Raw genomic sequence first — 25,731 nt, 5'->3', positions numbered from 1 at the left:
AGGGGCGTCCAAATGGCCGCTGCCCGCACTCACTCCAGTCTGTCGGCGAAATGGTCGAGCAGCTTGTGCTTGAGTATCTTGCCGGTCGGTGCGGCCGGCAGCGACGTGGCAAGCACGATCTGGCTGGGGCGTTTGTAACCGGCGAGGCGTGCCGCGGCAAAGGCGCGTAATTCTTCGAGATCGGGCGCATCATCCGGCGCGATCTGGACAAAGGCCACCACCTTCTCGTCGCCTCCGACCATGCGCCCGACCACTGCCGACTGGATCACCTTCGGATGGTCGTTCAGCGCCGCCTCGACCTCGGGCGGGTAGACGTTGAAGCCCCCGTGGATGATCAGTTCCTTGCTGCGCCCGGCAATGTGCAAGTTTCCCTGCTCGTCGTATCGGCCCAGATCGCCGGTTCGGAACCAATCGTCTTGTATCGCCGCTTGGGTGGCCTGCGGGTTGCGGTAATAGCCCTTCATCACATGCGGGCCGCGGGTCAGCACCTCGCCGACCCCATCGCCGCCGCCGGACACATCTTCGTCCAGCCGTACCTCGACCTGCGGCAGCGGCTTTCCAACCGAGATATCCGGCAGGCCGATCCGGTTGCGCGTGGCCGACACACCGGCAGTGGTCTCGGTCAGGCCATAACCATTTTGCAGCGCGACGCCATAAAACGCCTCGGCCTTGCGTTTCCACGCAGGATCCAGCGGCGCCGCGCCCGAGGAGGTATAGCGCAACGTGCCGCCCGGCAGGTGATCATACCCCTGTTCACGCGCGTATTGCATCAACAGCGCATGCATCTGCGGCACGGCGGAAAACAGCGTCACGCCCGAGGTCAGCGCCGCATAGCTGCGCGCAGCGGTGAACCGCGCATCGAGCCGGACGGGAGCGCCGATACAGGTGGCCGCCGTCACCACCGAGGCGAGGCCAAACACATGGGTGACAGGCAGCACGCCATAGATCACGTCATCCGTCGTCATGTCGCGCAACACCGCCGAACTGCGGCCGCCGAAGCGCAGGTTGCCATGGGTCAGCATCACCCCCTTGGGCGTGCCGGTGGTGCCGGTGGTAAACAGCATCACCGCCACATCGCTCAGCACCGGATCGGGGTTGCTGTTGTGGGGTGTCGCCAGATGCATCCGGCCAAAGGCGCCCTCGATCGGGTGTGCGCCCAGACGCGCGGCATGGGCGGCGGCATCCGCCGAAATGTCCGAGGCGCAGAGGATTGCGGCGGGTTCGGTATGGGCGATGATCTTGTCCACCTCGGGCCCGGTCTGGCGCGCGTTGATCGGCACCGCGCAGGCCCCGAGCCGCGAGGCGGCAAAGAGCGCGGCCACCACCGCGCAGCAATTCTCGGCCAGGATCATCACCCGGTCATTCGACTGCACGCCCTTTGCGGCGAGTACGTCCACCAGCGCCGAAATGGCGCGGTCCAGATCGCCATAGCTCCAGTCCGCGCCGCCACTGTCGGAAAACGCGGGCGCATCGGGGCGGCTGGCGATCTGTGCGCCGGGGTAGTCGTGCCATTTCTCCATCGCCTGATCCCCTGTTGCCCGGTCAGAACCGGGGCTTGCGCTTTTCCAGAAAGGCCGCGATCCCTTCGGCGGCCTCGTCCCCACCCGCTGCGCGGGCCATGGCGTCACGTTCGGCGTCCAGTTGCTGCGCCTCGCTCGCTTCATAAGCCTCCGCCACCATCCGCCGGATCACGCCCTGCGCGTTGCGCGGTCCCTGCGCCAGCGCGTCGGCCAGCACATGGGCCTGCGCTTCGGCCTCGCCCGGCGCGGCCAGCAGATTTACAACGCCCAGCTCCGCCATGCGCCCAGCGGTGATCGGGCGGGCCAGCAGGCACATCTCCATCGCCATTTGCCGGGGCAGCATCCGCGCCAGCGCCGAGGTCAGCCCGGCATCGGGCACCAGCCCTGCTTTGACATAAGCGGCGGTGAATTTCGCACCCTCGGCTGCAACCAGCAGGTCGCAGGCCAAGGCCAACGAGGCACCGGCGCCCGCGGCGCCGCCCTCGACCGCCGCAATCACCGGCACCGGGCAGGCGCGGATGGCGCGGATAAGGTCGTGCAACAGATCGACCTTGCCGCGCCGCTCCGGCTCGCTCAGCTGACGCCGCTCAATCAGCACGTTCAGGTCGCCGCCCGCGCAAAAGAACCCGCCTTCGGACGACAGGATCACCGCGCGAATACGCGGTTCCGCCGCCCGCTCCATTGCCTCGGCAATCGCGGCATAAAGATCGGGCGACAGCGCACCGCGTCGGGCACTGTTCATGTTGACCACGACCAGCCGGTCGCCCCGGTCGTCCACGCGCGCCAGCGTCATGTCTTCTTCCTCAGGCTGCCGCGCTTGAACACACCCGCCGCCGTGGCCAGCAGGCGGCCGTCCTCGTCACGCAATTCCCCGTTCACATAGGCCAGCGTGCGGCCATTGCCCGAGGGGATGCCCACCGCCGTCACCCGCCCGCCCCGTGCGGCCGCCACGAACTGCACGTTGAGCGAGACGGTCACTACGGGGATCGGATCCTCGGGCCGGAACATGGCCGATGCGGTCTGGCCACAGGCCACGTCCAACAGCATCGACACCAGCCCGCCATGCAGGATGCCGTGATAGTTCAGATGCTGCGGCCCAAGGTCGAGGTGACAGGCCCGGCTGATGCCGGTCCGGTCATGGTCCAGCTCGTAACCCACCATCGACTGGCAGCCGGATTTCTCGCGCGTCCAGGATGCGGGCAGGTCAGGCGGCGCTGAGGGCAATGAACCGCTCCAGATGGTAATCGGCATCGCCGAACCGGTGATCGGCCATCACGATGCGCTTGGCGATATGGGCCAGCTCGTATTCCTGGGTCATGGCGATGCCGCCATGCATCTGGATCGCCTCTTCGGCCACCAATCGGCCCACCCGCGCGATCAGGTTGCGCGCGGCGGCGATCTGGCGGTCGCGGTCGGCGCTGTCCAGGTGGCCGCTCGCGTTGATCAGGGCCGAGCGCGCCTGTTCCAGCTCGATCAGCATGTCGGCGAACCGGTGTTGCAGCGCCTGGAACGTGCCGATGGGGCGGCCAAACTGCTTGCGCGTCATCAGATAGCCGCGCGTCAGTTCCACCGCGCTTTGCATGGCGCCGACGCATTCGGCGCAAAGCGCCACATTGGCGGCGGCAATCGCATCCATCAGCGGCGACAGCCCGGCCCCCGCCGCGCCCAGCCGCGCCGATTGCGGCAGGCGGACAGTGTCCAGCGTCACCTCGGCGGCGCGGCCTCCTGCCAGCATCGGATAGCCATGCAGCGTCAAGCCCGGCGTTCCCACTGGCACCAGGAACAGCGAGATACCGTCGAGATCGAAGATCCCGCCGCTTTCGCGGGCCGAGACGATCAGGTGCCCTGCGGCCCCGGCATTCACCACCACCGCCTTACGCCCGTTCAGAACGATCCCGTCGCCCTCGACGCGGGCGGTGGTTTCCACCCGCGTCAGGTCATAGCGGCTGGCTGGTTCGCCATGGGCCAGCGCCAGATGCGCCGCCCCGCCGATGATCTCCTCCAGCAGCCCGCGCTGGGTATCGTCGCCCAGCGCCGCGATCAGCCGCCCGCCCAGAATGGCACTGTCCAGCATCGGCTCGACCACGCCGGCGCGGCCCAGTTCCTCGAACACGGTGGCGATGTCGAAGCCTGCGCCGCCAAACCCGCCGTCTTCTTCGGCAAACAGCGCCCCGATCACGCCCAATTCCGCCAGCCCGGCCCAGATATCCGCGCTCATGCCGCTGTCGCTCTCCAGGATCGTGTTGCGGACGGATGTCGTGTAACGATCCGCCAGATAGCGGCGCAGAGTATCCTGCAACATCTGGCGTTCTTCGGTCAGGTTGAAATCCATGTCCCTCAGCCCCCCATCTTGACCTTGGCGATGATCCCGCGCTGGATCTCGTTCGATCCGCCAAAGATCGACAGTTTGCGATTGTTGAAATAATGCGCCGCCACCGGTCCGGCATAGTCCGGCCCGATGGGCGCATTGTCGCCCTCGACCGCTTCCGAGGCGAAGGGCATCGCATAGGGCCCCACCGCGCGGCGGGTCAGGTCGTTGATCTCTTGCCGGATGATGGTGCCCTTGACCTTGAGCATCGAGCTTTCGACGCCCGGCGCCTGGCCACTGGCGGCCTGGCTGATGATGCGCATGTTGGTGGTGGCCATCGCCATCAGGTCAATCTCGATCTGGGCCAGACGGGCGGCGAAATGCGGGTTCTCGATCAGCGGACGACCGTTGGCCGTCTCGATCCGGGCGATACGCTTGACCGCGTCCAGTCCCGCCTGGCTGAAGCCCACGCCTGCGATATTGGTGCGCTCATGGGTCAGCAGGTACTTGGCATAGGTCCAGCCCTTGTTCTCCTCGCCCACCAGGTTTTCGACCGGCACCCGCACGTCGTCAAAGAACACCTCGTTCACCTCGGGCGTGCCATCCAGCAGCACGATGGGGCGCACGGTGATGCCCGGCGTGGTCATGTCGATCAGCAGGAAACTGATGCCTTCCTGCTGCTTGGCCTCGGGGTCGGTGCGCACCAGGCAGAATATCCAGTTGGCGTATTGGCCCAGCGTGGTCCATGTCTTCTGCCCGTTGACCACGTAATGGTCCCCGTCCCGCACCGCGCGGGTTTTCAGTGAGGCCAGATCGGACCCGGCACCGGGTTCGGAATATCCCTGACACCACCAATCCTCGCCCGACAGGATGCGCGGCAGGTAATGGTCCTGCTGCTCCTTGGTACCGAATTTCTGCAACACCGGCGCCAGCATCGACAGGCCAAAGGGAACGATGCGGGGCGCATAGGCGGCGGCGCATTCCTCTTCAAAGATGTGCCGCTGCACCGCGTTCCACTCGGCCCCGCCAAATTCGCGCGGCCAGTTATAGGCCAGCCAACCGCGCGCATTCAGCGTGGCATGCCATTTCTCATGGCCTTCCTTGCCCAGGCTGATGCCGCGCCGCACCTTGTCCGACACCTCCGCCGGCAGGTTCTCGGCCAGAAAGGCGCGCACCTCGGCGCGAAACGCCTGTTCCTCGTCGCTGTAGTTCAGGTCCATATCCGCTTTCCTCCCTTGCCGCCCGTTTCGGGCGGCTTTGCCCGGCGCCCCGCGCCGGGCCGCGTCCGGGCGGGCCTCGATGGCCCGACCGGACGCACACGCCCGCTCAGAAGATCTCGAACAGCCCGGCCGCGCCCATGCCGCCGCCGATGCACATGCTGACCACGCCCAGCTTGGCGCCGCGCCGCTTGCCTTCCAGCATCAGATGCCCGGTCATCCGCGCACCCGTCATGCCGAACGGGTGACCAATGGCGATCGAGCCGCCGTTCACGTTGTATTTCTCCGGGTCGATGCCCAGCTGGTCGCGGCTATAGAGACACTGGCTGGCAAAGGCCTCGTTCAGCTCCCACAGGTCGATATCGTCGACCTTCAGCCCGTGCCGCTCCAGAAGGCGCGGCACCGCGAACACCGGCCCGATGCCCATCTCGTCCGGCTCACAGCCCGCGACACAGAACCCCTTGAACGCACCCAGCGGCTCCAGCCCCCGGCGCTCGGCCTCTTTCGCCTCCATCAGCACCAATGCGGCCGCGCCATCCGACAGTTGCGAGGCATTGCCCGCGGTGACGAAATTGCCCGCGCCCCGCACCGGCTCCAACCCCGCCAGACCCTCCAGCGTGGTCGAGGGGCGGTTGCATTCGTCGCGGTCCACGGTGACCTCATGCATCGAGATTTCGCCGCTTTCCTTGTCCTTGACCGCCATCTTGGTGACCATCGGCACGATCTCGTCGGCGAACCTGCCCTCGGCCTGCGCCGCCGCGATGCGCTGCTGACTGCGCAGCGAGTATTCGTCCTGATACTCACGGCTGAGGCCATAGCGCTGTGCCACGATATCCGCCGTCTCGATCATCGCCATGTAGATGGCGGGCTTGTGCTCCTGGATCCAAGCCTCGGGCGCCGGGCGCGTCTTGGGCTGCACCATCGAGATGCTCTCGACCCCGCCTGCCACCATCGGGCCGGAGCCGCCTTCGGTGATCGCCTGCGCCGCCAGGGCCACGGTTTGCAGGCCCGACGAGCAGAACCGGTTCACCGTCATGCCCGATGCGGTGATCGGCAGGCCTGCGCGAATGGCGATCTGGCGGCCGATATTGCTGCCGGTCTCGCCCTCGGGGAACCCGCAGCCGATGATGCAATCCTCGATCTCCGAGCCATCCAGCCCCGCGCGGGACACCGCCGCCTGAACCGCATGGCCACCCATGGTGGCCCCATGGGTCACGTTGAACGACCCGCGAAAGGATTTCGCCAGCCCGGTCCGGGCGGTGGATACGATAACGGCTTGTTTCATGACACGGCTTCCTTGTTCAGATCGTCGAAAGAGCGGCCCTCGGCCACCAGTTTTTCCAAGAGCGGCGCGGGCTGCCAGAAATAGGCATCCTCCCCCGCCCAGCGTTTGATATCGGCCAGCAATTCGGGCAGCCCCTGCATATCGGCCCATTTCAGCGGCCCGCCGCGATAGCGCGGAAAGCCATAACCGTAGAGCAGGGTCACATCCACGTCGAGCGGACGGCGCGCGATGCCCTCGCCCACCACCTTGGCAGCCTCGTTGACCATCGCCGCCATGTAGCGGCGCACGATCTCGTCTTTGCTGAAGGCGCGCGGAGTAATCCCCTGCGCGGCGCGTTCACCCTCGATCAGCGGCATTACCTCGGGGTTCGGCACGCGTGCCTTGGCACCGGCGGCATAGTCGTAATAGCCCTTGCCGGTCTTCTGTCCGAAATGCCCCGCCTCGCACAGCTTGTCGGCATAGGCGCTGTCGCGGGCGCGCGGGTCCAGCCCCTCGGCCCGCTTGCGCTTGCGCACGGCCCAACCGATATCCAGCCCGGCCAGGTCGGCCACTGCGAACGGACCCATGGCGAACCCGAACTCTTCCAGCGCTTCGTCGATCTCATAGGGCGATGCCCCGTCCAGGATCATGTGATCGGCGCAGGTGCGATAGACCGACAGGATGCGGTTGCCGATAAACCCGTCACAGACCCCGGCCCGGACCGAGACCTTGCCCAGCCGCTTGCCAAGAGCAAAGCCGGTGGCCGCCACATCGGGCGCGGTCTGGTCGGCAATCACGACCTCCAAAAGCTTCATCACATGCGCGGGTGAGAAGAAATGCAGCCCCAGCACATCCTGCGGACGGCTGGTCACCGCCGCGATCTGGTTGATGTCGAGATACGAGGTGTTCGAGGCCAGCACCGCGCCCGGTTTGCACACGGCGTCGAGCTTGGTGAACACCTGTTTCTTGACCTCCATATCCTCGAACACCGCCTCGATCACCAGATCGGCCTCGGAAAGGGCCGCGTAATCGGTGGCCAGCGTCAGCGCCTTGGTGGTCAGGTTGTCGAATTGCTGCGACGTCAGCTTGCCGCGTTTCAGCGCGCCCGACAGATTGCCCTCGATCCGGCTCTTTGCGGCCTCGGCGGCCTCGGGTGACATCTCCAGCATCGTGACGCTCAACCCCGACAACAGCGCGGCGGTGGCGATGCCCGCGCCCATGGTGCCGCCACCGATGACGCCGATTGCCGCCAGCGGCCGCGGCGCCACACCTTCCAGTTCCGGCAGCTTGCTCACCGCCCGGTCGGCGAAAAACGCATGGATCAACCCCTCGCGCTGGTCCGAGTTCATGAGCTCCATGAACAACTCGCGTTCTCGCTTCAGCCCGGCGGCAAAGCTCTCGGCCTCGCACGCCGCCTGCACCGCGCGCACGGCAGTAGCGGGCGACAGCTGGCCCCGGCCCTTTTTCAGCACGGCGGCATAGACCGCGTCGAAATCGACCGGCGCGGGCGCGGGCATTTCACCGACCGGGCGGCGCGGGGCGCCCTCGTCCAGCAGTTCGCGCAGGTAGCTCAGGCCGATTTCGCGCGGCTCACCCTCGGCGACGCGGTCGACCACCCCCAGGCGCAACGCCTCGTCGGCGCGCACATGGCGACCGGTGGTGATCATGTCGAGCGCCGCCTCGACCCCCGCCACACGCGGCAGCCGCTGGGTGCCACCGGCGCCGGGCAGGATGCCCAGATGCACCTCGGGCAGCCCGACCTTGGCCTGAGGCACCGCAATCCGGTAATGGGTGGCCAGCGCGACCTCGAGCCCGCCACCCAGCGCGGTGCCGTGCAGCGCCGAAACGACAAGCAGCGGTGAGGCCTCGATCCGGTTGCACAGTTCGGGCAGGTGCGGCTCCTTCGGGGGCTTGCCGAATTCACGAATATCGGCCCCGGCGAAAAAGGTCCGCCCGGTGCCATAGATCAGCACCCCGCGCGCGCCCTCGGCCTCGGCCCGGTCAAGCCCGTCGGCCAGCCCCTGACGCACCGCATGACCCAGCGCATTGACCGGCGGATTGTCGGCCGCCAGAATGACGATATCTCCAACGCGTTCGTATCCGATGGCCTCGGGCATGGGGCCTCTCCTCCCTGTTTCAATCTGCGAAATGGCGTTCCGCGCGCTGGCAGGGTGATCCGCCGCGCATCCGAGATCAAGGGGGAATGGCCAAAGCGACGTAGGGTCCGGTAGGAGTCCGACGCCGCGCGGATGCGGCCCTAGAACAGGTCCTTGAGCGCGCGCAGCCGCTTGGCATGGCGGGCGCGCACCAGCTTGAACCGGTCCTTGACAAAGCGCCCGCGCCGCCGCGCCAGCATCTGGCCGAACCGGTGCCCCGATCTCAGCGCACCCCGTTCGGCGGCCTTGATCTCGGCCCGCTCGCGCAGAACCCGGCGGAAATGGCCGATCAGCACCAGCACGATGGCAAGGAACAGCAGAAATGCGACCGGACGGTCGATGAAATCGAGCGGCTCCTTGACCCGGGCCATGCCAGCGCGCAGCTTCACCTCCATGATGCCGCCCAGAACCATGCCCAGGATGATCGGCACCGAGGGCATCGACAGGCGTTTGAGGATATAGCCCAGCACCCCGAACAGAGCGGCCATCACGCAATCGATGGCCGAATTGCGCAGCGAATAGACCCCGACAAAGCTGAGCGTCAGGATACAGACCCCCAGAAAGCGGTTGGGGATCCGGACCACCTGGATCAGCGACCGGGTGGCGAACAGCAGGAACACCAGAACCAGCACGTTGAGGATGAGGAGCGCGAGGTAGAGCGCCACCACGAAATCCATCTGGTTCTGGAACAGGCCCGGGCCGGGCACCACGTTATGCACGTAGAACACGCTCAGCATCATCGCGGTCAGCGCCTCGCCCGGAATGCCCAGTGCCAAGAGCGGCACCATTGCCGCGGCGGGCACCGCGTTGTTGGCGGTCTCGGCGGCGATCAGCCCTTCGGAAGAGCCATTGCCGAAATCCTGCGGCCGCTTGGACGAACGCTGCGCATAGGTATAGGACATGAATTGCGCGGTGAACTCGCCGACGCCCGGGATCATTCCCATCACCACGCCGAAACTGGCCGATACGGTCGCCACCCGCGGGTGGCGCGCCAACTCGCGCAGGCCCTGGAACATGCCGCCCCTCAGGCGGGTCATGCGGATCTTCTCATCCTCCGAGGTGAGCAGGACAAAGGCCTGGCTAAGCGCGAACAGGCCCAGCACCACCACGATCAGGTTGATGCCGCCCGACAGGAACGGCTGGTCGAACGTATAGCGCGAGGTGTATTTCACCGGCTCCAGCCCGATCGACTGGATGAAGACGCCAAAGGCCGCCAGCGCCCCCGCGATCAGGGTCTGGCCGCGATGGGCCACCACCATCAGGATGATGCCCAGAAGGGCGGCAAGAAAGATCTCGCGACTGCCGAAATAGGGCGCCACCCGTGCCAGCACTGGCGCAAACAGTATCAGGCAGATCACCGAGAAGATGCCGCCAAAGAAGCTGGCGGAATAGGCCAGGCTCAGCGCCCGGCGCGGCTCTCCCCTCGCGGTCATCGGATAGCCGTCATAGGTGGTCAGCGCGTTCACCGCGGTGCCGGGTGTGTTGATCAGGATGGCGGGAATGGCACCGCCGTACATGGAGCTGCCATAGATGCCCAACAGCACCGTCAGTCCGACGATCGGGTCCATCGAAAAGGTGGCCGGCAGCAGGATGGCGATGGCCACGGCAGGGCCGACACCGGGAATGGCGCCGATCAGAACCCCGCCGACCGAGCCGGTCAGAAGCGCCAGCGCCACGTCCCAGCGCGTCAGGATGTCGAGAGCGGAAAGAAGCAGGTCCATCAGAGATACAGGATAAAGAAGCTGCGCAATGCGCCGGGAAGGTACTCGTAGATCGCACCACCAGGGATCTTGACCCCCAACAGCCCCTTGAACAGCACCACCACCGCCACCGCGAACAGGACCGACAGGCCCAGCATCCGGCGATCACGGTAACCCATCCGCCAGGTCAGGAGCGGCACAAACACCAGCGTTCCCGGCAGATAGCCGATCCGCGGCACCAGTACGACATAGGCCATGAACCAAGACGCGAATTCCAGAACCTGGTTCCATTTGCGCAGCTCCCACCAGTCATAGCGTGTCACCTTGCGCCAAGGTAGAAGGTAAAGGTGCATCGCACCCAGCAGGGCCATGCCGCCCAAACCAACCGCTGGCCAGAATCGAGGCTGGGCGAAGAGCTTGGATTTCTCTACCCATTTCGTCTGGCTGCCGATCTGGCTGAGCAGCAGGATCGAGACCGCGACAAAGAACAGGGCAAAGATCAGCTGGGCGCGCCGGGGACCGACAAAGCGGCGCTCGCGTTCAGTGGGCATAAGGCAGGGTTCCGGCAAAGAAAGAGGCCGGGACACATGGCCCCGGCCTGGTCGGGATCATTCCAGCAGGCCGCCGATACGGGCCATGGTGGCAATGTCGTTTTCGATGCGCGCGGCGCTCTCGCCTGCGTCCTGCCAATAGACCAGCGCGCCGGTCTCCTTGGCCACCGCCTGGGCGCGATCGCTCATCATCGACTCCTTGGCCACGGCGACGATCTTGTCGCGTACATCCTGCGGCGTGTCCTTGGTCACGAACAGGCCGTTCCAAAGCGCAATGTTCAGATCGGCATCCAGTTCGCCGATGGCGGGCGCATCCGGCACCAGCGGGATGCGCTCGTCGGTGATCGAGGTCAGCACCTTGACGCTGTCCAGACAGGGCAGGATCAGTTGGAGCGTGGTGTTGATCACATCCGCATCGCCCGAGGCCAGCGTGTTGCAGTCGAGCGCATCAAAGGCCGCGTCCGATCCCCATTCGAAACCGGCATTCTTGGCGAACGCCTTGGTCACCTGCGTCGGCGTCAGCACATCGCCGAAATGGCCCAGTGCTACGTCGTTGGATTTGGCGTATTCGGCCAGCTCCGCCATGCTGCTATAGGGCGCGTCGCCCGAGGTGGCGATGACAAAGGGATAGGTCAGGAAAATCCCCAGCGGGTCGAATTTTGCGGGCGTCAGCGGCGCGATGTCGATCTGATGGCCCATCACTGGCACCCCGATCACGAAAGAGCCGATGGTATAGCCATCGGCGGGTGCGTTGGCGACCTCGATGGCACCCGGGAAGGGGCCACCGCCACCACCGGGCTTGTTCACCACGGCTGCCGCGACACCGTATTTCTCCTGGAAATCATCGGCGATCATGCGGGTCAACACATCCTCGAGATCACCCGGAGGCCATGGCACGATGAAATTCACCGGTTTCTCGGGGTATTCCGCTGCGGCGATGCCGGCGCTCAGCGCAATCGCTGCGGTCGCAAGGGCGCCCGCGATCTTGGTCTTGATTGTCATGTTGTCCTCCCTGTTCGGTTCCCTTCCGCAGGATTGGTTCATTATTTGAACCTGCGGTTTAAATACAGATTGACAGGCGAGACTACCATCTGTCAACTATTTCTGCCAAAAGGCGCCCTGAAATCGCGAAACGCCCATGTTTCGCACAGTTCGGTGACGGAAAGGCAGGATGGGAACGGTTTCCAAGGCATTGTCCCTGCTGGCATTGTTCAACCACGGGCGGCTCGAGATGGGCCTGAGCGAGCTGACGCGCCTGTCGGGCATGAACAAGGCGACGGTCTATCGCATGATGACCGAGCTTCAGGCGGCGGGGTTCGTCGAACAGATGAACGGCGACCGGGCCTATCGGCTGGGTCCCGAAGTGCTGCGGTTGGCCGCTTTGCGCGAGGCGGCGGTGCCGCTGCTGTCGGTGTCGCGCGACGTGCTGCGGCGCCTGTGCGACGAGACCGGCGAAACCTCGCATATGTCGATCCAGCGCAATGGGCAGCTGACCACGCTGACCCATGCCTATAGCAGCCACCACGGCACCCGCGTGGCGATGGAGGATGCCGAGATCCTGTCGCTGCATGCCACCGGGTCGGGCCTGGCCTTTCTCGCCTTCTCGCCCGAAGAGGTGGTGAGGCGCGCGCTCTCGGCACCGCTGGTCAAACACACGCCCCAGACCGAAACCGACCCCGCGCGCCTGCGCCAAGCGCTGGCCGAGGCACATGAGAGCGGTATCGCGGAATCAGTGGGCGGGTTCGAAGCGGATGTGCATTCCCACGCGGCGCCGATCTTTGGCGCCGACCAGCGCCCGATCGGGGCACTGGCGGTGGCGGCGCCTGTGTCGCGGATGACCGCCGAACTCAAGAGCCGCGTGCGCGCCGCACTCAAGGCGGCGGCACTTGACCTGACCCAGCGCACCGGCGGGTTCTGTCCACCGGACTATCCCGGCGCGGCCTAGGGTCAGGCGTCAGGACGCAGGCAGGTCCAAACCGTGCGGGTGGACTTCTCGCTCACCTTCTCGAACCCGGCCGCGTTCAGGATACCCTTGCATTCGCGCATGCCGGCGATGTCATAGACCTCGGGGTGAAACTCCAGCACGACGGCGCGAAACTGGCTCAGATCCGCATGACGCAGTAGCTCCAGCTCGCCCCCCTCGATATCCATGATCAGAACGGTGGCGCCGGTTTCGGCGCAAACCTCCGCGAAATCGGCAGTGGGCACGTCGACCACGGTCGAGGGCCGCTCGGTCGGGTTGAGGAGCGATGACCCGAGATAGCTGCTGCGGATGTGAAACTGCATGCTCTCGGGCCGGTCCGGCGCGCTGATCAGGATCTGGTTGCGCAGACTGATCTTCTTGCCCAGCCGGTTGAGCGCATAAAGCGCCTCGATCTCTGGCACCAGTTCGGGGTTGGCCTCGAACGAGGTCACCGATTTCGGCTTGGCGTTCTTGGCCACCACCGCGCCGACAATGCCAAGCCCGGCGCCGATTTCCAGCACCACGTCCTTGGGGCCGGTGACATGCAGCGCGCCCACGATTTCCTGCCCCTCATAGCGGGCGGAGTTGATGCGTTCGATCCGGGTCTCGTTGAGAAACCGCGAGGCCGGGACCTTGACGCCCAGACACTCGGCGGCGACGGAATTCGTTTCGGGCACTGCCTTGCCTCACCTTATGCTTGTCTTGCGCGCATCCTGTGTTTCAAGGGGCGAAAAGGCAAGCCTTATGCGTTGTTCGCCTTGGAAAATGAGGCGTCTGTCGCTGGTTTGGGATGCCTCCGGCGGGAGTATTTTCGGCAAAGTGAAAGGGGCAGAGCCATGCGCTGAACAAGTGTCGGCGGTTGTCAGGCCTCGGGCACGTGCAAAACCAGCCCGTCGAGATCTGGATGCGCCTCGATCTGGCAACTGAGGCGGCTTCGCGGCTGACGCTCGGCGGCGGTGATGTCGAGCATGGCGTCCTCGAACTCACCCGGCGCGCCGGTCCGGTCGGCCCAGTCCGGATCCACCACCACATGGCAGGTGGCGCAGCTGAGGCAGCCACCGCATTCGCCGATCACGCCGGGCACGTTATTGGCCTGCGCCGCCTCCATCAGCGACAGGCCGGGGGAGACCTCGGCCGCAATCTCGCGGCCGTCGGCCAATTTCCAGGTCACGCGCATGGCAAGCTCCTCAGATGAAGTAGACATAGAAGTCACGCAGCGCATCGCCTTCGAGATCGCGGGTCTTGCGCACTTCCTTCTGTTTCATGAACATATGGTTGGCGACCAACTCGGCGCCCACCGCTTGGGCCAGTACGGTGTCACGCTCCAGATCGCGGACCGCTCCGGCCAGATCGATGGCTGTGCCTTCCTTGGCATCTGTGGTGTCAAACCCGTCGCCGGTTTCCATCGGCGGCAGCGCATGACCGTTCTCGACCCCCAGCCGTGCCGCCTGCAACACGGCGGCCACGGCGGTATAGGGGTTCGCGGAGGCATCGGCCATCCGGTGTTCCAGCCGCGCCTTGGCGCCACCTTCGGAGCTGATGCGCGTGGTGACGTTGCGGTGATCGCCGCCCCAGTTCTGCCAGTAGCCAGAGAGCGAGCCGGGTTGCAGCCGCATGTATGAATTGGCCGTCGGCGCGATCAGCCCCGCCAGCCCCTTGTGATGGTGCAAGAGCCCCGCCAGACAGCCGCACGCCAGATCGTTCATATGCTCGGGCCCGCCGCGCGGGCCGGAGGACAGCGCATTGGCGCCGGTCGCATCCTGGAAGGAGAAGTTGATATGCATGCCAGACCCGCCCGCCTCGGCAATCGGTTTCGGCATGAAGGTCAGCACGATGCCGTATTCCAGCGCGATCTCGCGCGCCATCAGGCGAAACAGCACGATATCGTCCACCGCCTTGAGCGCATCGTCAAAGGTCAGCGTGTATTCGAACTGCGGGCTGTCGAACTCGGCGGTTATCATGTCGAGGGAGAATCCCATCTCCTCGGCCATCGCCCAGATCCGGTCGTTGAACCGCATCGGATCGGCAAAGGGACCGGTGCCATAGACCACGCCGCCCGGCGCGTCATAGGGCACCAGCCGCCCGTTATCGTCGGCCTGAAGCGCGAAGCATTCCAGCTCGATCCCCACCTTGGGGCTGAGACCGTGCGCCTGCCAGGCGGCCACCGCCCGTTTCAGCGCCCCGCGCGGGCAGAGCGGCAGCGGCTGGTCCTGATCGTCATAGAGATCGCCCAGAACCACCTTGGTGCCGGTATGCCAGCTGTCACGGATATCGTCATGGACCCATTTCAGTTCCATATCCGGCAGACCCTGCTTCATCATCGCGCCGGGCGCGTCCAGCAGGTCGCGGTCGTAATGCACGCCAAAGGTCGAGCGGCAGAACCGGGTGGAACTGTCGGCGATCTTGGAATTGGGCAGGTATTTGCCCCGCATCACGCTGAGATGGTCACAGAACATCGCGCGCAATCTGTCTTTCATGTTGGGGCTCCTCCCTGTTGAGCCTGTTCTGATGCCGGGTCAGGCGCGGCGGACGCTGACCGGCAGTTCCTTGATCCCGCCCACGAAATTCGAGCGCAGGAACTTGTGCGGTCCAGCCGGTTCGATCGAGCTTAACCGCTTGGCCAGCTCCTGGAACAGCACTTTGACCTCGAGCCGGGCCAGCCACATGCCCAGGCAGACATGCGGGCCGCCCTGGCCGAAACTCAGATGCCGATTCGGGTTGCGATAGAGATCGACGCGGAACGGGTCGTCAAACACCGTCTCGTCGCGATTGGCCGAGGACCACCAGTAAAGCACCTTGTCGCCTGCCCGGATCGTCTTGCCATGCATCTCGTGATCCTGAAGCGCGGTGCGCCGAAAATAGAGCGCGGGCGTGGCCCAGCGGATGATCTCGTCCGGGGCGGTGTCCCAGATGTCGCCGCCCGCCTGCATCTGTTCCAGCAGCTCGGGCTGGTGGCACATGGCCTGGATACCGGCGGCGATGGAATAGCGCGTGGTGTCGTTGCCTGCCGCCACCACGAGGCAAAAGAAGTTGCGGAACTCGGTATCGCTGATGACCGAGCCATCCTTGGACGGTTGCAGGATCATGTGCAGCACGCCCGAGGTATCGCCGGCCTTCTCCTTCTGCTCCATCAGGTCCTTGGCATAGAGGTACAGTTCGGCCCCGGCGGGCGAGTTGAAGGGCATCATCCGGTATTCGTCGGTGTCGAGCTTGTCGAGCACATGGGTGGTGAAATCGGGATCGGTATTGGCGATCAGCGCGTCGCCCTTTTCCACCAGCCAGGGCAGATCGGCATCGGGCAGGCCGACGATACGGCCGAGCATGCGCATCGGCAGCTGGCGCGCGATTTCCTTGGTGGCGTCGAACGTGCCCTTGTCCAGCACCTCGTCCAGGATATCGACGCAGATCGCCCGGATGTCATCCTCGTACTGCGCCATGGTGGTGCGCGAGAAGGCCTTCATCAGCTTCATCCGGGTCTGGCTGTGCTCGGGCGGGTCGGTCTCCTGAAAGGTGCGGCGGGCCAGGTATTCCTCATAGCTCTGATCCTCCATCCGGATGCCGCGGGCCGAGGAAAACACCGCGGTGTTCTTGTTCATCTCGGCAATGTCGGCATGGCGGGTGACCGACCAGAAATCCTGCCCATCGGCATATTCGGTCCAGTGCAGCGGATCCTCGCGGCGCAGGCGGGCAAAGGTGTTGTGCGGCGCCCCCCCGGCAAAGGCGTCATGGCTGGTCAGATCGGCATAACCGTCATCGGTGGGGGTCCAGACCGTCATGTTTTTCACCTTCCCTCATGTTGCGAACGGTTGTATATTATAAGAGGTCTTAAATATGTAAACGAAAATCTCTCGGGGAAAATCATGCACCTGGCGATCCTGATGACAAATACGGACGAAAGTGATTTCGCCCAACGCCACCCCAAGGACGAACAGAAATTCGCCGAGCTGATCCAGATGGCGCGACCCGACTGGAGCACCACGGCCTATTTGGTCAAGGACGGGCAGTTTCCCGAAACGCTCGACGGGATCGATGGAGTTATGATCACCGGCAGTCCCGCCTCGGTATTGGACGACGCGCCTTGGATCGCGCGACTGCTGGACCTGATTCGCGACATGTACGCACTCCACCTGCCGGTCTTTGGCGCCTGCTTCGGCCATCAGGCCATCGCGCTGGCGCTGGGCGGCACCATCGGACGCAATCCGGGCGGCTGGGTGCACGGGCTTACCCGCAACCGGATGCTGGAGCGCCCAGACTGGACGCGCGACCTGCCGGACGAGGTCAGGCTTTATGGATCTCACATGGAGCAGGTGACCGCCTTGCCACAGGGCGCACGCGTGATTGCCGAAGGGCCGGATTGCCCGGTGACCGGCTTCGTGCTTGGCAAACATATCTATTCCACCCAGCACCACCCAGAGATGACCCATGACTTCGTCGAGGCCCTGACCGAGGAAATGGCCGAGGAACTGGGAGAAGAGACCTGTGCCCGCGCCCTGGCCTCGCTCTCCGAGCAATCGGACATGGCCGCCTTTGCCGAAAGCATCGCGCGCTTCTTCGAACAGGCGCGCCCCGAATAGGGTATACCAGCCCTGCCGCTTCTTTCTGGTCAGAAATACTCATATCCCGACAGCACGCCTTGTGCCGCCGCACGGAGAGATCACCCCAGCGCGGCCAGCAGGTCCATCACCGTCACCTGATCGAACTGCACATGGTGGATCATTGCCGCCTCGGCCTCCTCCCGCCGCCGGTCAAAGATCAGCGTGGCGATTTCGCGGTGTTCCCGCGCCGAGGCTGGGATCGAACCCGGATAGCTGTAGCGCGCCCGATAATAGGCCAAAAGCTTGCGGGCATGTGTCTTGATCATCTCGACCAGATAGGGATTGCCCGCGCCCAGCGCGACGGTCTCGTGAAACTTCAGGTTAAGCCGATAGTAATCAAAAGGATCACCGTCACCCTTGTCTCGGGCGTGGGCCTCACAGGCGGCCACCACCGCCTCCAGCTCGGCCGCCTGCGCGGCGTTCATCCGCCGCGCCGCAAGCCCCGCCGCCAGCCCTTCAAGCCGGGCGTGGACCTCGAGAATGGCCAGGAACTCCTCGAGCGTCGGCTTGAACACCACAGCCCCCTTGCGCGGCAACCTCCGAATGAGGCCCAGGGTTTCGAGCTGGATGAAGGCCTCGCGCACCGGGGTGCGCGACACGCCGTGGCGGTCGATCAGCGCAGGCTCCTCCAAGACGTCGCCGGGGCCAAGCCGTCCGTGCTCGATATCCTCGAGCACCCCGTTGATCACCTGCTCCGTCTGTCCCGCCATTGCTCATGCCTCCCGCATCGGCCCGCAGGTTACGCGCTGCCCGCAGGCCGCGCAACGCCGCGGCATGCGCAAATGTGACCCGGTTTTGCGATACGCACCAAAGACATGGCTGGAATTCGACGCATCTGTGCTACGCTGCCCGTAGGCAGGCAGGACCTATCGCTGCAGAAACATCAAACCAGGGAGACGATAATGTGTGACATTTGCGTGATGAACGCGGTCAAGGAGCGGATGCTGTCCCGCCGGGACCTGTTCAAGGCCAGCGCCGCCGTGGCGGCCGGCGCGGCACTGGGAACCGCCACGGCGCCTGCGGCCATGGCGGCCGGGCATGGCGGCGTGGTCGACATGACCCATATTTACGACGCCGAATTTCCGACCTATTTCGGGGCGCCCGGGATCGAGGCCACCCAGAATTTCAATTTCAAGGAACACGGGTTCAACCTGTTCACGCTCAGTGTGAACGAACACACCGGTACCCATGTTGACGCGCCGCTGCATTTCTCGGCCGATGGTCAGTCGGTGGACGAGATCCCACTTGCCAATCTCGTGTGCCCGCTCTGCGTGGTGCATATCCACGAAAAGGCCGCGGCGGATGCCGATGCCCAGGTGACGCCGGATGACCTCAAGGCCTGGATCAGCGCCAACGGCCCGATCCCCGACGGCGCCTGTGTGGCGATGCACTCGGGCTGGGGCGGCAGGACAGGCGGGCCCGGCTTCCGCAACGCCGACAGCGAAGGCAAGATGCATTTCCCCGGCTTCCATGTCGAGGCGGCGCAGATGCTGATCGAAGAAACCGGTGCCGTTGCAATGGCGGTGGATACGCTGTCGCTCGATCACGGCCCCTCGGCCGATTTCGCCACCCACTACGCCTGGCTGCCCACCAACCGCTATGGCATCGAGAACCTGGCCAACCTGGACAAGGTACCCGCCAGCGGCGCCACCCTGATCGTCGGCGCCCCCAATCATCGCGGCGGCTCGGGTGGCCCTGCCCGCATCTTCGCCATGGTCTGATCCATGGCGACTGTCCCGCTGCTGAGTGATGAGGAGGCCAGCGCCGAGGCGCTGGCCGTTTTCGACGACATCCGCGCCACCCGAGGCACCGATTACGTCAACAATTTCTGGCGGGCCTTGGCGCATGACCCAGCGCTGTTACGCGCCACCTGGGATCGTCTGAAGGTGGTTATGGGCCCCGGCACGCTCGACCCGCTTGTCAAGGAAATGATCTATGTCGCCGTCTCGACCGCCAATGGCTGTGAATATTGCGTGCATTCCCATACCGCTGCGGCGCGGGCCAAGGGCATGACGCCTGTGCAACATAGCGAGATGTTGGCAGTGATCGGCATGGCAATGCAGACCAATGGTATCGTAACGGGATTGCAGGTGCCTGTGGACGACCTCTTCAAGGCCTGAGCGCAGCATCGAAAAGAAGGGTTTTCGCCGCAGATTTGCGTGCGATGCACGGCAGCTATGCCTCCCGCGACATGGCACATCCGGACCGAGCAGTTTATACAGTCGGCCAATTCGGATTAGCCAAAGATCAGGATTGAGCCATGGCCCAGTCGACCCTCCACCTCCGCTCGCTAGCGACCCTGCACCACGTGCTGGGCGATATCTTGGCAGGCATCTTCGACGCTCTGGTCCGCATCGGCGAGGCAAACGCGCGGCTCCGCCGTATCCATGCCCTGTCCGCCCTGACCGATGCGGAGTTGGCCGCACGCGGCTTGCGGCGTGCGGACATCATCCGATGGGTGCTGAGCGACCGCGTGTGACCCGGCAGGACCGCACCAAATTTTCAAAGAAAATTTGACCAGAAAATTCGACGAATTTTCTGGTCCGACCCGTTTCGCGGGTCGCGTCAGCCAACATGTTACCGAATTTCAATTCATGACTTGTCTCTGTTACATTTAACTTGCCGCGAATCGTTTTCCATCGTATTACCCGACCAAGCGGTCACCTAATGGTGGCGGAGGAGACGGAGAAAACATGACCATGGACGCATTCATCTGCGACGCGCAGCGCACCCCGATCGGACGTTATGGTGGCGCCCTGAGCCAGGTACGCACCGACGATCTGGCCGCCGTGCCGCTGGCCGCCCTGGTCGCGCGCAACCCGCAGGTGGATTGGGCCAGCCTCGACGATGTGATCTATGGCGACGCCAATCAGGCTGGTGAAAGCAACCGCAACGTCGCCCGTATGGCCGCTCTGCTGGCCGGACTGCCGGTCGATGTGCCCGGCACCACGGTAAACCGCCTTTGTGCCAGCGGCATGGATGCGGTCGGCATGGCCGCCCGCGCTATCAAGGCCGGCGATTACGACATGGTCGTTGCCGGCGGTGTCGAGAGCATGAGCCGGGCGCCTTTCGTGATGCCCAAGGCCACCAGCGCCTTTACCCGCGCCAACGCGGTCTATGACACCACCATCGGCTGGCGCTTCATCAACAAGAAGATGCACGAGATGTACGGCACCGACTCGATGCCGCAGACCGCCGATAACGTGGCCGAGGACTACGATATCTCGCGCGCCGATCAGGACGCCTTCGCCGCCCGCAGCCAGGCCCGCTGGGCGGCTGCCCATGCGGCTGGCGTCTTTGGCGACGAGATCACCCCGGTGACCATCCCCCAGCGCAAGGGCGACGCCATCGTGGTGGATACCGACGAACACCCCCGCCCCGGCACCAGCGCCGAGCAGCTGGGCAAGCTCAAGGGCGTGAACGGCCCTGACAAGAGTGTGACCGCAGGCAATGCCTCGGGTGTCAATGACGGCGCCGCCGCGATCCTGATGGCCAACGAAGCCAGCGCCGCAAAGAACGGACTGACCCCGATCGCCCGCGTGGTGGGCATGTCTGTCGCAGGCGTCGAGCCGCGCGTGATGGGCATCGGCCCGGTTCCCGCCAGCCGCAAGGTACTTGCACGCGCGGGGCTCACCATCGGGCAGATGGATGTGATAGAGTTGAACGAAGCCTTCGCCTCGCAGGGTCTGGCGACTCTGCGGGCACTGGGGGTTGCCGACGATGCGCCGCATGTGAACCCCAATGGCGGTGCCATCGCAATCGGCCACCCGCTGGGCATGTCGGGCGCGCGTTTGGTGATGACCGCGGCCTATCAGTTGAAACGCACCGGTGGGCGCTATGCGCTCTGTACCATGTGCGTCGGAGTTGGTCAGGGCGCAGCCCTGATCCTGGAACGTGTGTAAGGGAGGAGAGCCCGAATGTATGCGCAGATGATCAAGACCGCCAGCGATGGTATTAAATCCCGCGAGGACATGTCCGACGAGGAACGCGCGTTCCAGGACAAGATCGACGCGGATATAAAGATCGAGCCCAAGGACTGGATGCCAGAGGATTATCGCCGCACGTTGATCCGCCAGATCGGCCAGCACGCCCATTCCGAGGTCGTGGGCCAGCTGCCCGAAGGCAACTGGATCACGCGTGCGCCGACGCTGGAGCGCAAGGCGATCCTGTTGGCCAAGGTGCAGGACGAGGCAGGCCACGGACTCTACCTCTACTCTGCTGCCGAGACCCTGGGTGTCAGCCGCGATGAACTGGTCGAGATGCTGCTGTCGGGCAAGATGAAATACTCTTCGATCTTCAACTACCCGACACTCAACTGGGCCGATATCGGCGCGGTGGGCTGGCTGGTCGATGGGGCGGCAATCATCAACCAGGTGGCGTTGCAGCGCACCTCTTACGGCCCCTACAGCCGCGCGATGATCCGCATCTGCAAGGAAGAGAGCTTTCATGCCCGCCAAGGGTATCACGCGATCATGGCGATGGCGTTTGGTACGCCGGAGCAGAAGAAGATGGCACAGGACGCGGTCAACCGGCTGTGGTTCCCGGCACTGATGATGTTCGGCCCCTCGGACAAGGACTCGGTCCATTCGGAACAGTCGATGGCCTGGAAGATCAAGATCAAGACCAACGACGAGCTTCGCCAGCAATTCGTGGACCAGACGGTGCCGCAGATCCTGTACTTGGGCCTCGATCTGCCTGACCAGAATATCAAGTGGAGCGAAGAGCGCGGCCATTACGATTTCTCGGATCCGGACTGGTCGGAATTCTTCAACGTGATCAAGGGCAACGGACCCTGTAACACCGACCGCCTGGCAGCCCGCCGCAAGGCCTGGGACGACGGCCAATGGGTGCGCGACGGTTTGCTGGCCCATTCCCGCAAGAAAGCGGCCGCCCGGATGGCGGCCGAGTAAGACCGAAGACACAAAACGCAAAGCATCGCAGCGCGCGGCTCCGGGGTATTGCCACCGGGTTCTTGCCCCGCGCCCAGTCAGGAGGAGATCGACTGATGAAAAACGAATGGCCCCTGTGGGAAATCTTTATCCGCGGCCAGCACGGCATGAGCCACCGCCATGTGGGCAGCCTGCACGCCCCCGACGCGGCAATGGCGATCAAGAACGCCCGCGACGTCTATACCCGCCGCAACGAAGGCGTCAGCATCTGGGTGGTCGAGGCGCAGCATGTCGCCGCCAGCTCGCCCAGCGACAAGGGCCCGCTCTATGAGCCCAGCGAAAGCAAGGTCTATCGTCACCCGACCTTCTTCGACATTCCCGAAGAAGTGGGGGCCATGTAATGACCCGCGACGACGCATTCCTGCAATTCCTGCTCAGGATGGGGGACAATACCCTGGTCCTTGGCCACCGGGTCAGCGAATGGTGCGGTCACGCACCGGTGCTGGAGGAGGATATCGCGCTGGCCAACACCGCGCTGGACCTGATCGGCCAGACCCAGATGTGGCTGGCCCTCGCCGGCGAGGTACAGGGCGACGGCAAGAGCGCCGACGATCTGGCCTTTCTGCGCGACGCCTGGGATTTCCGCAACGCGCTTCTGGTCGAGGTGCCCAACGGCGATTTCGGCCGCACCCTGATGCGCCAGTTCCTGTTCGACAGCTGGCACAAGCTGATGCTTGAGCGGCTCAAGGGGTCCTCGGACGAGCGTGTCGCCGCCATCGCCGAAAAAGCGGTGAAAGAGGTCACCTATCACGTGGAACGCTCGCGCGACACGGTGATCGGCCTGGGCGACGGCACCGAGGAAAGCCATGCGCGCATGCAAGAGGCGCTGGATTACCTGTGGCCTTACGTGGGTGAGCTGTTCACCGGCGACGCGGTGGATGCCGAGATGGTCGAAGCGGGCATTGCCCCCGATCCGGCCAGCCTGCGCGCCGATTACGACGCAATCCTGACCGAGGTAATGGTCGAGGCGACGCTGAACATCCCGAAATCGGGTTTCGCCCACAAGGGCGGTCGCGACGGGCGCATGCATACAGAGCATCTGGGCCATCTCTTGACCAGCATGCAATGGCTGCAACGCGCCTATCCCGGCGCGCGCTGGTAAGACCATGGCACAACCGTCGGAACAGCAGGTCTGGGATTGGCTCGACACCGTTCCAGACCCCGAGATCCCCGTGATCTCGGTCGTCGATCTGGGCATCGTGCGCGACGTCGCCTGGGAGGGGGAGACATTGACCGTGACCGTCACCCCCACCTATTCGGGCTGCCCCGCGACCGCGATCATCTCGATGGATATCGAGACTGCGCTGCGCAACCGGGGGGTCAGGGATATCCGGGTCAAGACCCAGATATCGCCCGCCTGGACCACTGACTGGCTGAGCGACAAGGGCAAGGTGAAGCTGGAGGAATACGGCATCGCCCCGCCCCGCCCCGCCGGCGGCCCCGAACGCTGTCCGCGCTGCGGCAGCAAAGCGGTCGAAAAGGTGAGCCAGTTCGGCTCGACCCCCTGCAAGGCCCATTGGCGCTGTACCGACTGCCTGGAACCCTTCGACTATTTCAAATGTATCTGAGGAGGACCGGATGGCACGCTTTCACGATCTGGAAGTCACCGACATCCACAAGACGATCCGCGACGCTGTCGTGGTCACGCTGAAACCCGCCAATGGAGCGGCAAGCGAGTTTGATTTCACCCAAGGCCAATACCTGACATTCCGCCGCGCCTTCGATGGCGAAGAGCTGCGCCGCTCCTACTCGATCTGTTCGGGCAAGGATGACGGTGTGCTCCAGATCGGGATCAAGCGCGTCGATGGCGGCGCCTTCTCGACCTGGGCCAACGAAGAGCTGAAAGTGGGCGATTCGGTTCAGGCGATGCCGCCGATGGGGGGCTTTCACACCCCGCTCGATCCCGGCGCCGAGAAACAGTATCTGGGCTTTGCCGGTGGCTCGGGCATCACCCCGGTGCTGTCGATCATCAAGACCACGCTGGCGCGCGAGCCCCGGTCCGAGTTCACCTTGGTCTATGCCAACAAGGGCGTGAACACGATCATGTTCCGCGAGGAGCTGGAGGATCTCAAGAACCTCTACATGGGCCGGTTCAATGTGCTTCATATCCTGGAGACGGATGCGCAGGAGATCGAGTTGTTCACCGGCCTGGTCACCGAAGAGAAATGCGGCCAGCTGTTCGAGCATTGGATCGACATCCAGCATGTCGACACCGCCTTTATCTGCGGGCCTGAACCGATGATGCTGGGCATTGCCGCCGCCCTGCGCTCGCACGGGCTGAGCGACGCGCAGATCAAGTTCGAACTGTTCGCCAGCGCCCAGCCCGGCCGGGCCAAGCGCAAGGCGGTCTCGGCTGAGGCGGCCAAAGGGGCGAACCAGACTCGCGCCGCCGTCACGCTGGACGGTGCCACCCAGAGCTTTGACATGCCCAAGGACCTGTCGATCCTGGATGCGGCCCTGCAAAACAGCATGGACGCGCCCTATGCCTGCAAGGCAGGAGTTTGTTCAACATGTCGCTGTAGGGTGCTGGAAGGCGAGGTCGAGATGGTCGCCAACCACGCGCTTGAGGATTACGAGGTCGAGAAGGGCTATGTGCTCAGCTGTCAGGCCTATCCGCTGACCGACAATGTTGTTGTCGACTACGACCAGTGAGGAGAGAGACATGGCCGAAGATATGACGATCGACAGCTATCTCGCCGCTGGCGGGATGCTGACCAATCCAACCAACGTGCCCGCACGCTATCGCGCCGAGTTGATGAAGCTGATGGCCACCTTCGTGGACAGCGAACTGGCCGGTGCGGCAGGGTTCGCCGACATCATCAACCAGGGGCCGGGCATCAAGGAGCGCATCGCCGCCGCCAAGATCGTGCTGGAAAAGACCGACAATGCCGACCGCGTGCTGCGGATCATGGGTGAGTTCGGGGCCGACACCCAGCGCTATGCCACGCATCACCCCTGGACCGCGCGGCTGGAGCGGGATGCCGATATCGGCGCCGCCCGGACCGAGCAGGATATGCGCCTGGCGGTATTCAACTACCCGATCCAGGGCTGGGCCGACGCGGTGATGATGAACCTTTTGATGGCACGTGCCGTGGTGGTGCAGCTGGCCGATTTCACCATGATCTCGTACCAGCCGCTGGCCGAGGCCTTCCGCGCGATTGCACCGATCGAGACCCGCCACGGTGAACTGGCGCTGGAAGGCGCGGCAAAGCTGGTCGAAGACGGCGGTGCCGAGGCCCTGCAAGCCTCTGCCGATTACTGGTGGCCCCGCGTCGCCGCCAGCTTTGGCACCGGCAGCGCGGCCCGGACCGAGGCACTGCGCGCCATGGGCCTGCGCCGCACCGGCAATGCCGAGATGCGCACCCGCTGGGAGGCCGAAGCCGCCAACCTGCTGGAAAGCCTGGGCCTGAAACGCCCGTGAATTGCCGCCGGGGCGCCCCGGGCGCCCCGGTATCGCACTCGGAGACCGGCCCGATCCGTCGGCCTCGAACCACCCGACTTGCTCCCC

Annotated in this window: 27 protein-coding genes; 12 read left to right on the top strand and 15 right to left on the bottom strand. The window is 64.6% G+C overall.

Annotated elements, in window-relative coordinates; translation table 11 throughout:
• Positions 1 to 29: 29 nt before the first annotated feature.
• The 10 genes from AC2FL1_RS11210 to AC2FL1_RS11165 all read right to left on the bottom strand — a co-directional run bounded on the left by AC2FL1_RS11210 (position 30) and on the right by AC2FL1_RS11165 (position 11,718).
• A complete protein-coding gene (locus AC2FL1_RS11210; RefSeq protein WP_496876972.1) occupies positions 30 to 1,520 on the bottom strand; it encodes a class I adenylate-forming enzyme family protein in 1,491 nt (496 codons plus the stop codon).
• A gap of 22 nt (positions 1,521 to 1,542) precedes the next feature.
• Positions 1,543 to 2,313, bottom strand: coding sequence for an oxepin-CoA hydrolase, alternative type (locus AC2FL1_RS11205; RefSeq protein WP_496829121.1), 771 nt, complete (start codon positions 2,311 to 2,313; stop codon positions 1,543 to 1,545).
• Positions 2,310 to 2,744 carry a PaaI family thioesterase gene (locus AC2FL1_RS11200; protein ID WP_496876971.1) on the bottom strand — a complete coding sequence of 145 codons (435 nt, stop codon included), beginning with the start codon at positions 2,742 to 2,744 and terminating at the stop codon, positions 2,310 to 2,312. Before AC2FL1_RS11200 ends, AC2FL1_RS11205 begins: the two co-directional genes overlap by 4 nt.
• On the bottom strand, positions 2,725 to 3,852 hold the full coding sequence (locus AC2FL1_RS11195) for an acyl-CoA dehydrogenase family protein (RefSeq protein ID WP_496876970.1): 1,128 nt from the start codon (positions 3,850 to 3,852) through the stop codon (positions 2,725 to 2,727). The genes AC2FL1_RS11200 and AC2FL1_RS11195 overlap by 20 nt, the downstream gene beginning before the upstream one ends.
• A 5-nt stretch (positions 3,853 to 3,857) precedes the next feature.
• Entirely contained in the window at positions 3,858 to 5,048 is a 1,191-nt protein-coding gene (locus AC2FL1_RS11190) for an acyl-CoA dehydrogenase family protein (RefSeq protein WP_234217131.1), read from the bottom strand.
• 106 nt (positions 5,049 to 5,154) lie between these two features.
• A complete protein-coding gene (locus AC2FL1_RS11185; protein ID WP_496876969.1) occupies positions 5,155 to 6,330 on the bottom strand; it encodes an acetyl-CoA C-acyltransferase in 1,176 nt (391 codons plus the stop codon).
• Positions 6,327 to 8,426: a 3-hydroxyacyl-CoA dehydrogenase NAD-binding domain-containing protein gene (locus AC2FL1_RS11180; protein ID WP_496876968.1), complete on the bottom strand. Its 2,100-nt coding sequence runs from the start codon at positions 8,424 to 8,426 to the stop codon at positions 6,327 to 6,329. The genes AC2FL1_RS11185 and AC2FL1_RS11180 overlap by 4 nt, the downstream gene beginning before the upstream one ends.
• A 140-nt stretch (positions 8,427 to 8,566) precedes the next feature.
• Entirely contained in the window at positions 8,567 to 10,186 is a 1,620-nt protein-coding gene (locus AC2FL1_RS11175; RefSeq protein WP_496876967.1) for a tripartite tricarboxylate transporter permease, read from the bottom strand.
• Positions 10,186 to 10,716, bottom strand: a complete 531-nt coding sequence (locus AC2FL1_RS11170) for a tripartite tricarboxylate transporter TctB family protein (RefSeq protein ID WP_496829135.1) — start codon at positions 10,714 to 10,716, stop codon at positions 10,186 to 10,188. Before AC2FL1_RS11170 ends, AC2FL1_RS11175 begins: the two co-directional genes overlap by 1 nt.
• A gap of 57 nt (positions 10,717 to 10,773) precedes the next feature.
• A complete protein-coding gene (locus tag AC2FL1_RS11165; RefSeq protein ID WP_496829137.1) occupies positions 10,774 to 11,718 on the bottom strand; it encodes a tripartite tricarboxylate transporter substrate binding protein in 945 nt (314 codons plus the stop codon).
• A 169-nt stretch (positions 11,719 to 11,887) separates the two neighbouring features.
• Here AC2FL1_RS11165 and AC2FL1_RS11160 point away from each other — a divergent pair, with 169 nt between their 5' ends.
• A complete protein-coding gene (locus tag AC2FL1_RS11160) occupies positions 11,888 to 12,661 on the top strand; it encodes an IclR family transcriptional regulator (protein ID WP_496876966.1) in 774 nt (257 codons plus the stop codon).
• A 2-nt stretch (positions 12,662 to 12,663) separates the two neighbouring features.
• On the opposite strand, the gene AC2FL1_RS11155 is transcribed toward AC2FL1_RS11160, so the two are convergent.
• The 4 genes from AC2FL1_RS11155 to AC2FL1_RS11140 all read right to left on the bottom strand — a co-directional run bounded on the left by AC2FL1_RS11155 (position 12,664) and on the right by AC2FL1_RS11140 (position 16,455).
• The gene (locus tag AC2FL1_RS11155) at positions 12,664 to 13,356 is read right to left on the bottom strand and encodes an FkbM family methyltransferase (protein WP_496829141.1); all 693 of its coding nucleotides are present in this window, start codon (positions 13,354 to 13,356) and stop codon (positions 12,664 to 12,666) included.
• 185 nt (positions 13,357 to 13,541) lie between these two features.
• A complete protein-coding gene (locus AC2FL1_RS11150) occupies positions 13,542 to 13,856 on the bottom strand; it encodes a 2Fe-2S iron-sulfur cluster-binding protein (RefSeq protein ID WP_496876965.1) in 315 nt (104 codons plus the stop codon).
• A gap of 10 nt (positions 13,857 to 13,866) precedes the next feature.
• The gene (locus AC2FL1_RS11145) at positions 13,867 to 15,156 is read right to left on the bottom strand and encodes a type I glutamate--ammonia ligase (RefSeq protein ID WP_496876964.1); all 1,290 of its coding nucleotides are present in this window, start codon (positions 15,154 to 15,156) and stop codon (positions 13,867 to 13,869) included.
• Positions 15,157 to 15,195: 39 nt separating this feature from the next.
• Positions 15,196 to 16,455, bottom strand: coding sequence for a cytochrome P450 (locus AC2FL1_RS11140; protein WP_496876963.1), 1,260 nt, complete (start codon positions 16,453 to 16,455; stop codon positions 15,196 to 15,198).
• Between the two features lie 84 nt (positions 16,456 to 16,539).
• On the opposite strand from AC2FL1_RS11140, the gene AC2FL1_RS11135 reads away from it, so the two are divergent.
• Positions 16,540 to 17,253: a type 1 glutamine amidotransferase gene (locus tag AC2FL1_RS11135; protein WP_496876962.1), complete on the top strand. Its 714-nt coding sequence runs from the start codon at positions 16,540 to 16,542 to the stop codon at positions 17,251 to 17,253.
• 80 nt (positions 17,254 to 17,333) lie between these two features.
• On the opposite strand, the gene AC2FL1_RS11130 is transcribed toward AC2FL1_RS11135, so the two are convergent.
• Positions 17,334 to 17,984, bottom strand: coding sequence for a GntR family transcriptional regulator (locus tag AC2FL1_RS11130; protein WP_496876961.1), 651 nt, complete (start codon positions 17,982 to 17,984; stop codon positions 17,334 to 17,336).
• Between the two features lie 192 nt (positions 17,985 to 18,176).
• Between AC2FL1_RS11130 and AC2FL1_RS11125 the strand changes: the two genes are divergently transcribed.
• From AC2FL1_RS11125 to AC2FL1_RS11080, 10 genes are all read left to right on the top strand, one after another.
• Complete coding sequence (locus tag AC2FL1_RS11125) at positions 18,177 to 18,995, top strand: cyclase family protein (RefSeq protein ID WP_496829153.1); 819 nt, start codon at positions 18,177 to 18,179, stop codon at positions 18,993 to 18,995.
• A 3-nt stretch (positions 18,996 to 18,998) separates the two neighbouring features.
• A complete protein-coding gene (locus AC2FL1_RS11120) occupies positions 18,999 to 19,394 on the top strand; it encodes a carboxymuconolactone decarboxylase family protein (RefSeq protein ID WP_496829155.1) in 396 nt (131 codons plus the stop codon).
• Between the two features lie 140 nt (positions 19,395 to 19,534).
• Positions 19,535 to 19,753: a DUF1127 domain-containing protein gene (locus tag AC2FL1_RS11115; RefSeq protein WP_496829157.1), complete on the top strand. Its 219-nt coding sequence runs from the start codon at positions 19,535 to 19,537 to the stop codon at positions 19,751 to 19,753.
• A 220-nt stretch (positions 19,754 to 19,973) separates the two neighbouring features.
• A complete protein-coding gene (gene pcaF / locus AC2FL1_RS11110) occupies positions 19,974 to 21,176 on the top strand; it encodes a 3-oxoadipyl-CoA thiolase (protein ID WP_496876993.1) in 1,203 nt (400 codons plus the stop codon).
• A 15-nt stretch (positions 21,177 to 21,191) separates the two neighbouring features.
• A complete protein-coding gene (paaA, locus tag AC2FL1_RS11105; RefSeq protein ID WP_496876960.1) occupies positions 21,192 to 22,184 on the top strand; it encodes a 1,2-phenylacetyl-CoA epoxidase subunit PaaA in 993 nt (330 codons plus the stop codon).
• Positions 22,185 to 22,279: 95 nt separating this feature from the next.
• On the top strand, positions 22,280 to 22,564 hold the full coding sequence (gene paaB, locus AC2FL1_RS11100; protein ID WP_011046505.1) for a 1,2-phenylacetyl-CoA epoxidase subunit PaaB: 285 nt from the start codon (positions 22,280 to 22,282) through the stop codon (positions 22,562 to 22,564).
• Positions 22,564 to 23,325 carry a 1,2-phenylacetyl-CoA epoxidase subunit PaaC gene (paaC, locus tag AC2FL1_RS11095; RefSeq protein ID WP_496876959.1) on the top strand — a complete coding sequence of 254 codons (762 nt, stop codon included), beginning with the start codon at positions 22,564 to 22,566 and terminating at the stop codon, positions 23,323 to 23,325. Before paaB ends, paaC begins: the two co-directional genes overlap by 1 nt.
• Before the next feature lie 4 nt (positions 23,326 to 23,329).
• Positions 23,330 to 23,791 carry a 1,2-phenylacetyl-CoA epoxidase subunit PaaD gene (paaD, locus tag AC2FL1_RS11090; RefSeq protein WP_234140095.1) on the top strand — a complete coding sequence of 154 codons (462 nt, stop codon included), beginning with the start codon at positions 23,330 to 23,332 and terminating at the stop codon, positions 23,789 to 23,791.
• Between the two features lie 10 nt (positions 23,792 to 23,801).
• Positions 23,802 to 24,875 (top strand): 1,2-phenylacetyl-CoA epoxidase subunit PaaE, encoded by a 1,074-nt coding sequence (paaE, locus tag AC2FL1_RS11085; protein ID WP_496876958.1) that lies wholly within the window; start codon positions 23,802 to 23,804, stop codon positions 24,873 to 24,875.
• A gap of 10 nt (positions 24,876 to 24,885) precedes the next feature.
• Complete coding sequence (locus tag AC2FL1_RS11080; protein WP_496876957.1) at positions 24,886 to 25,644, top strand: Phenylacetic acid catabolic protein; 759 nt, start codon at positions 24,886 to 24,888, stop codon at positions 25,642 to 25,644.
• Positions 25,645 to 25,731: the final 87 nt, after the last annotated feature.

It is taken from the genome of Ruegeria sp. YKSF070, assembly GCF_059612725.1.
Note: the sequence above shows the minus strand (reverse complement) of the source record. Positions and strands in the feature narration are given on the sequence as shown.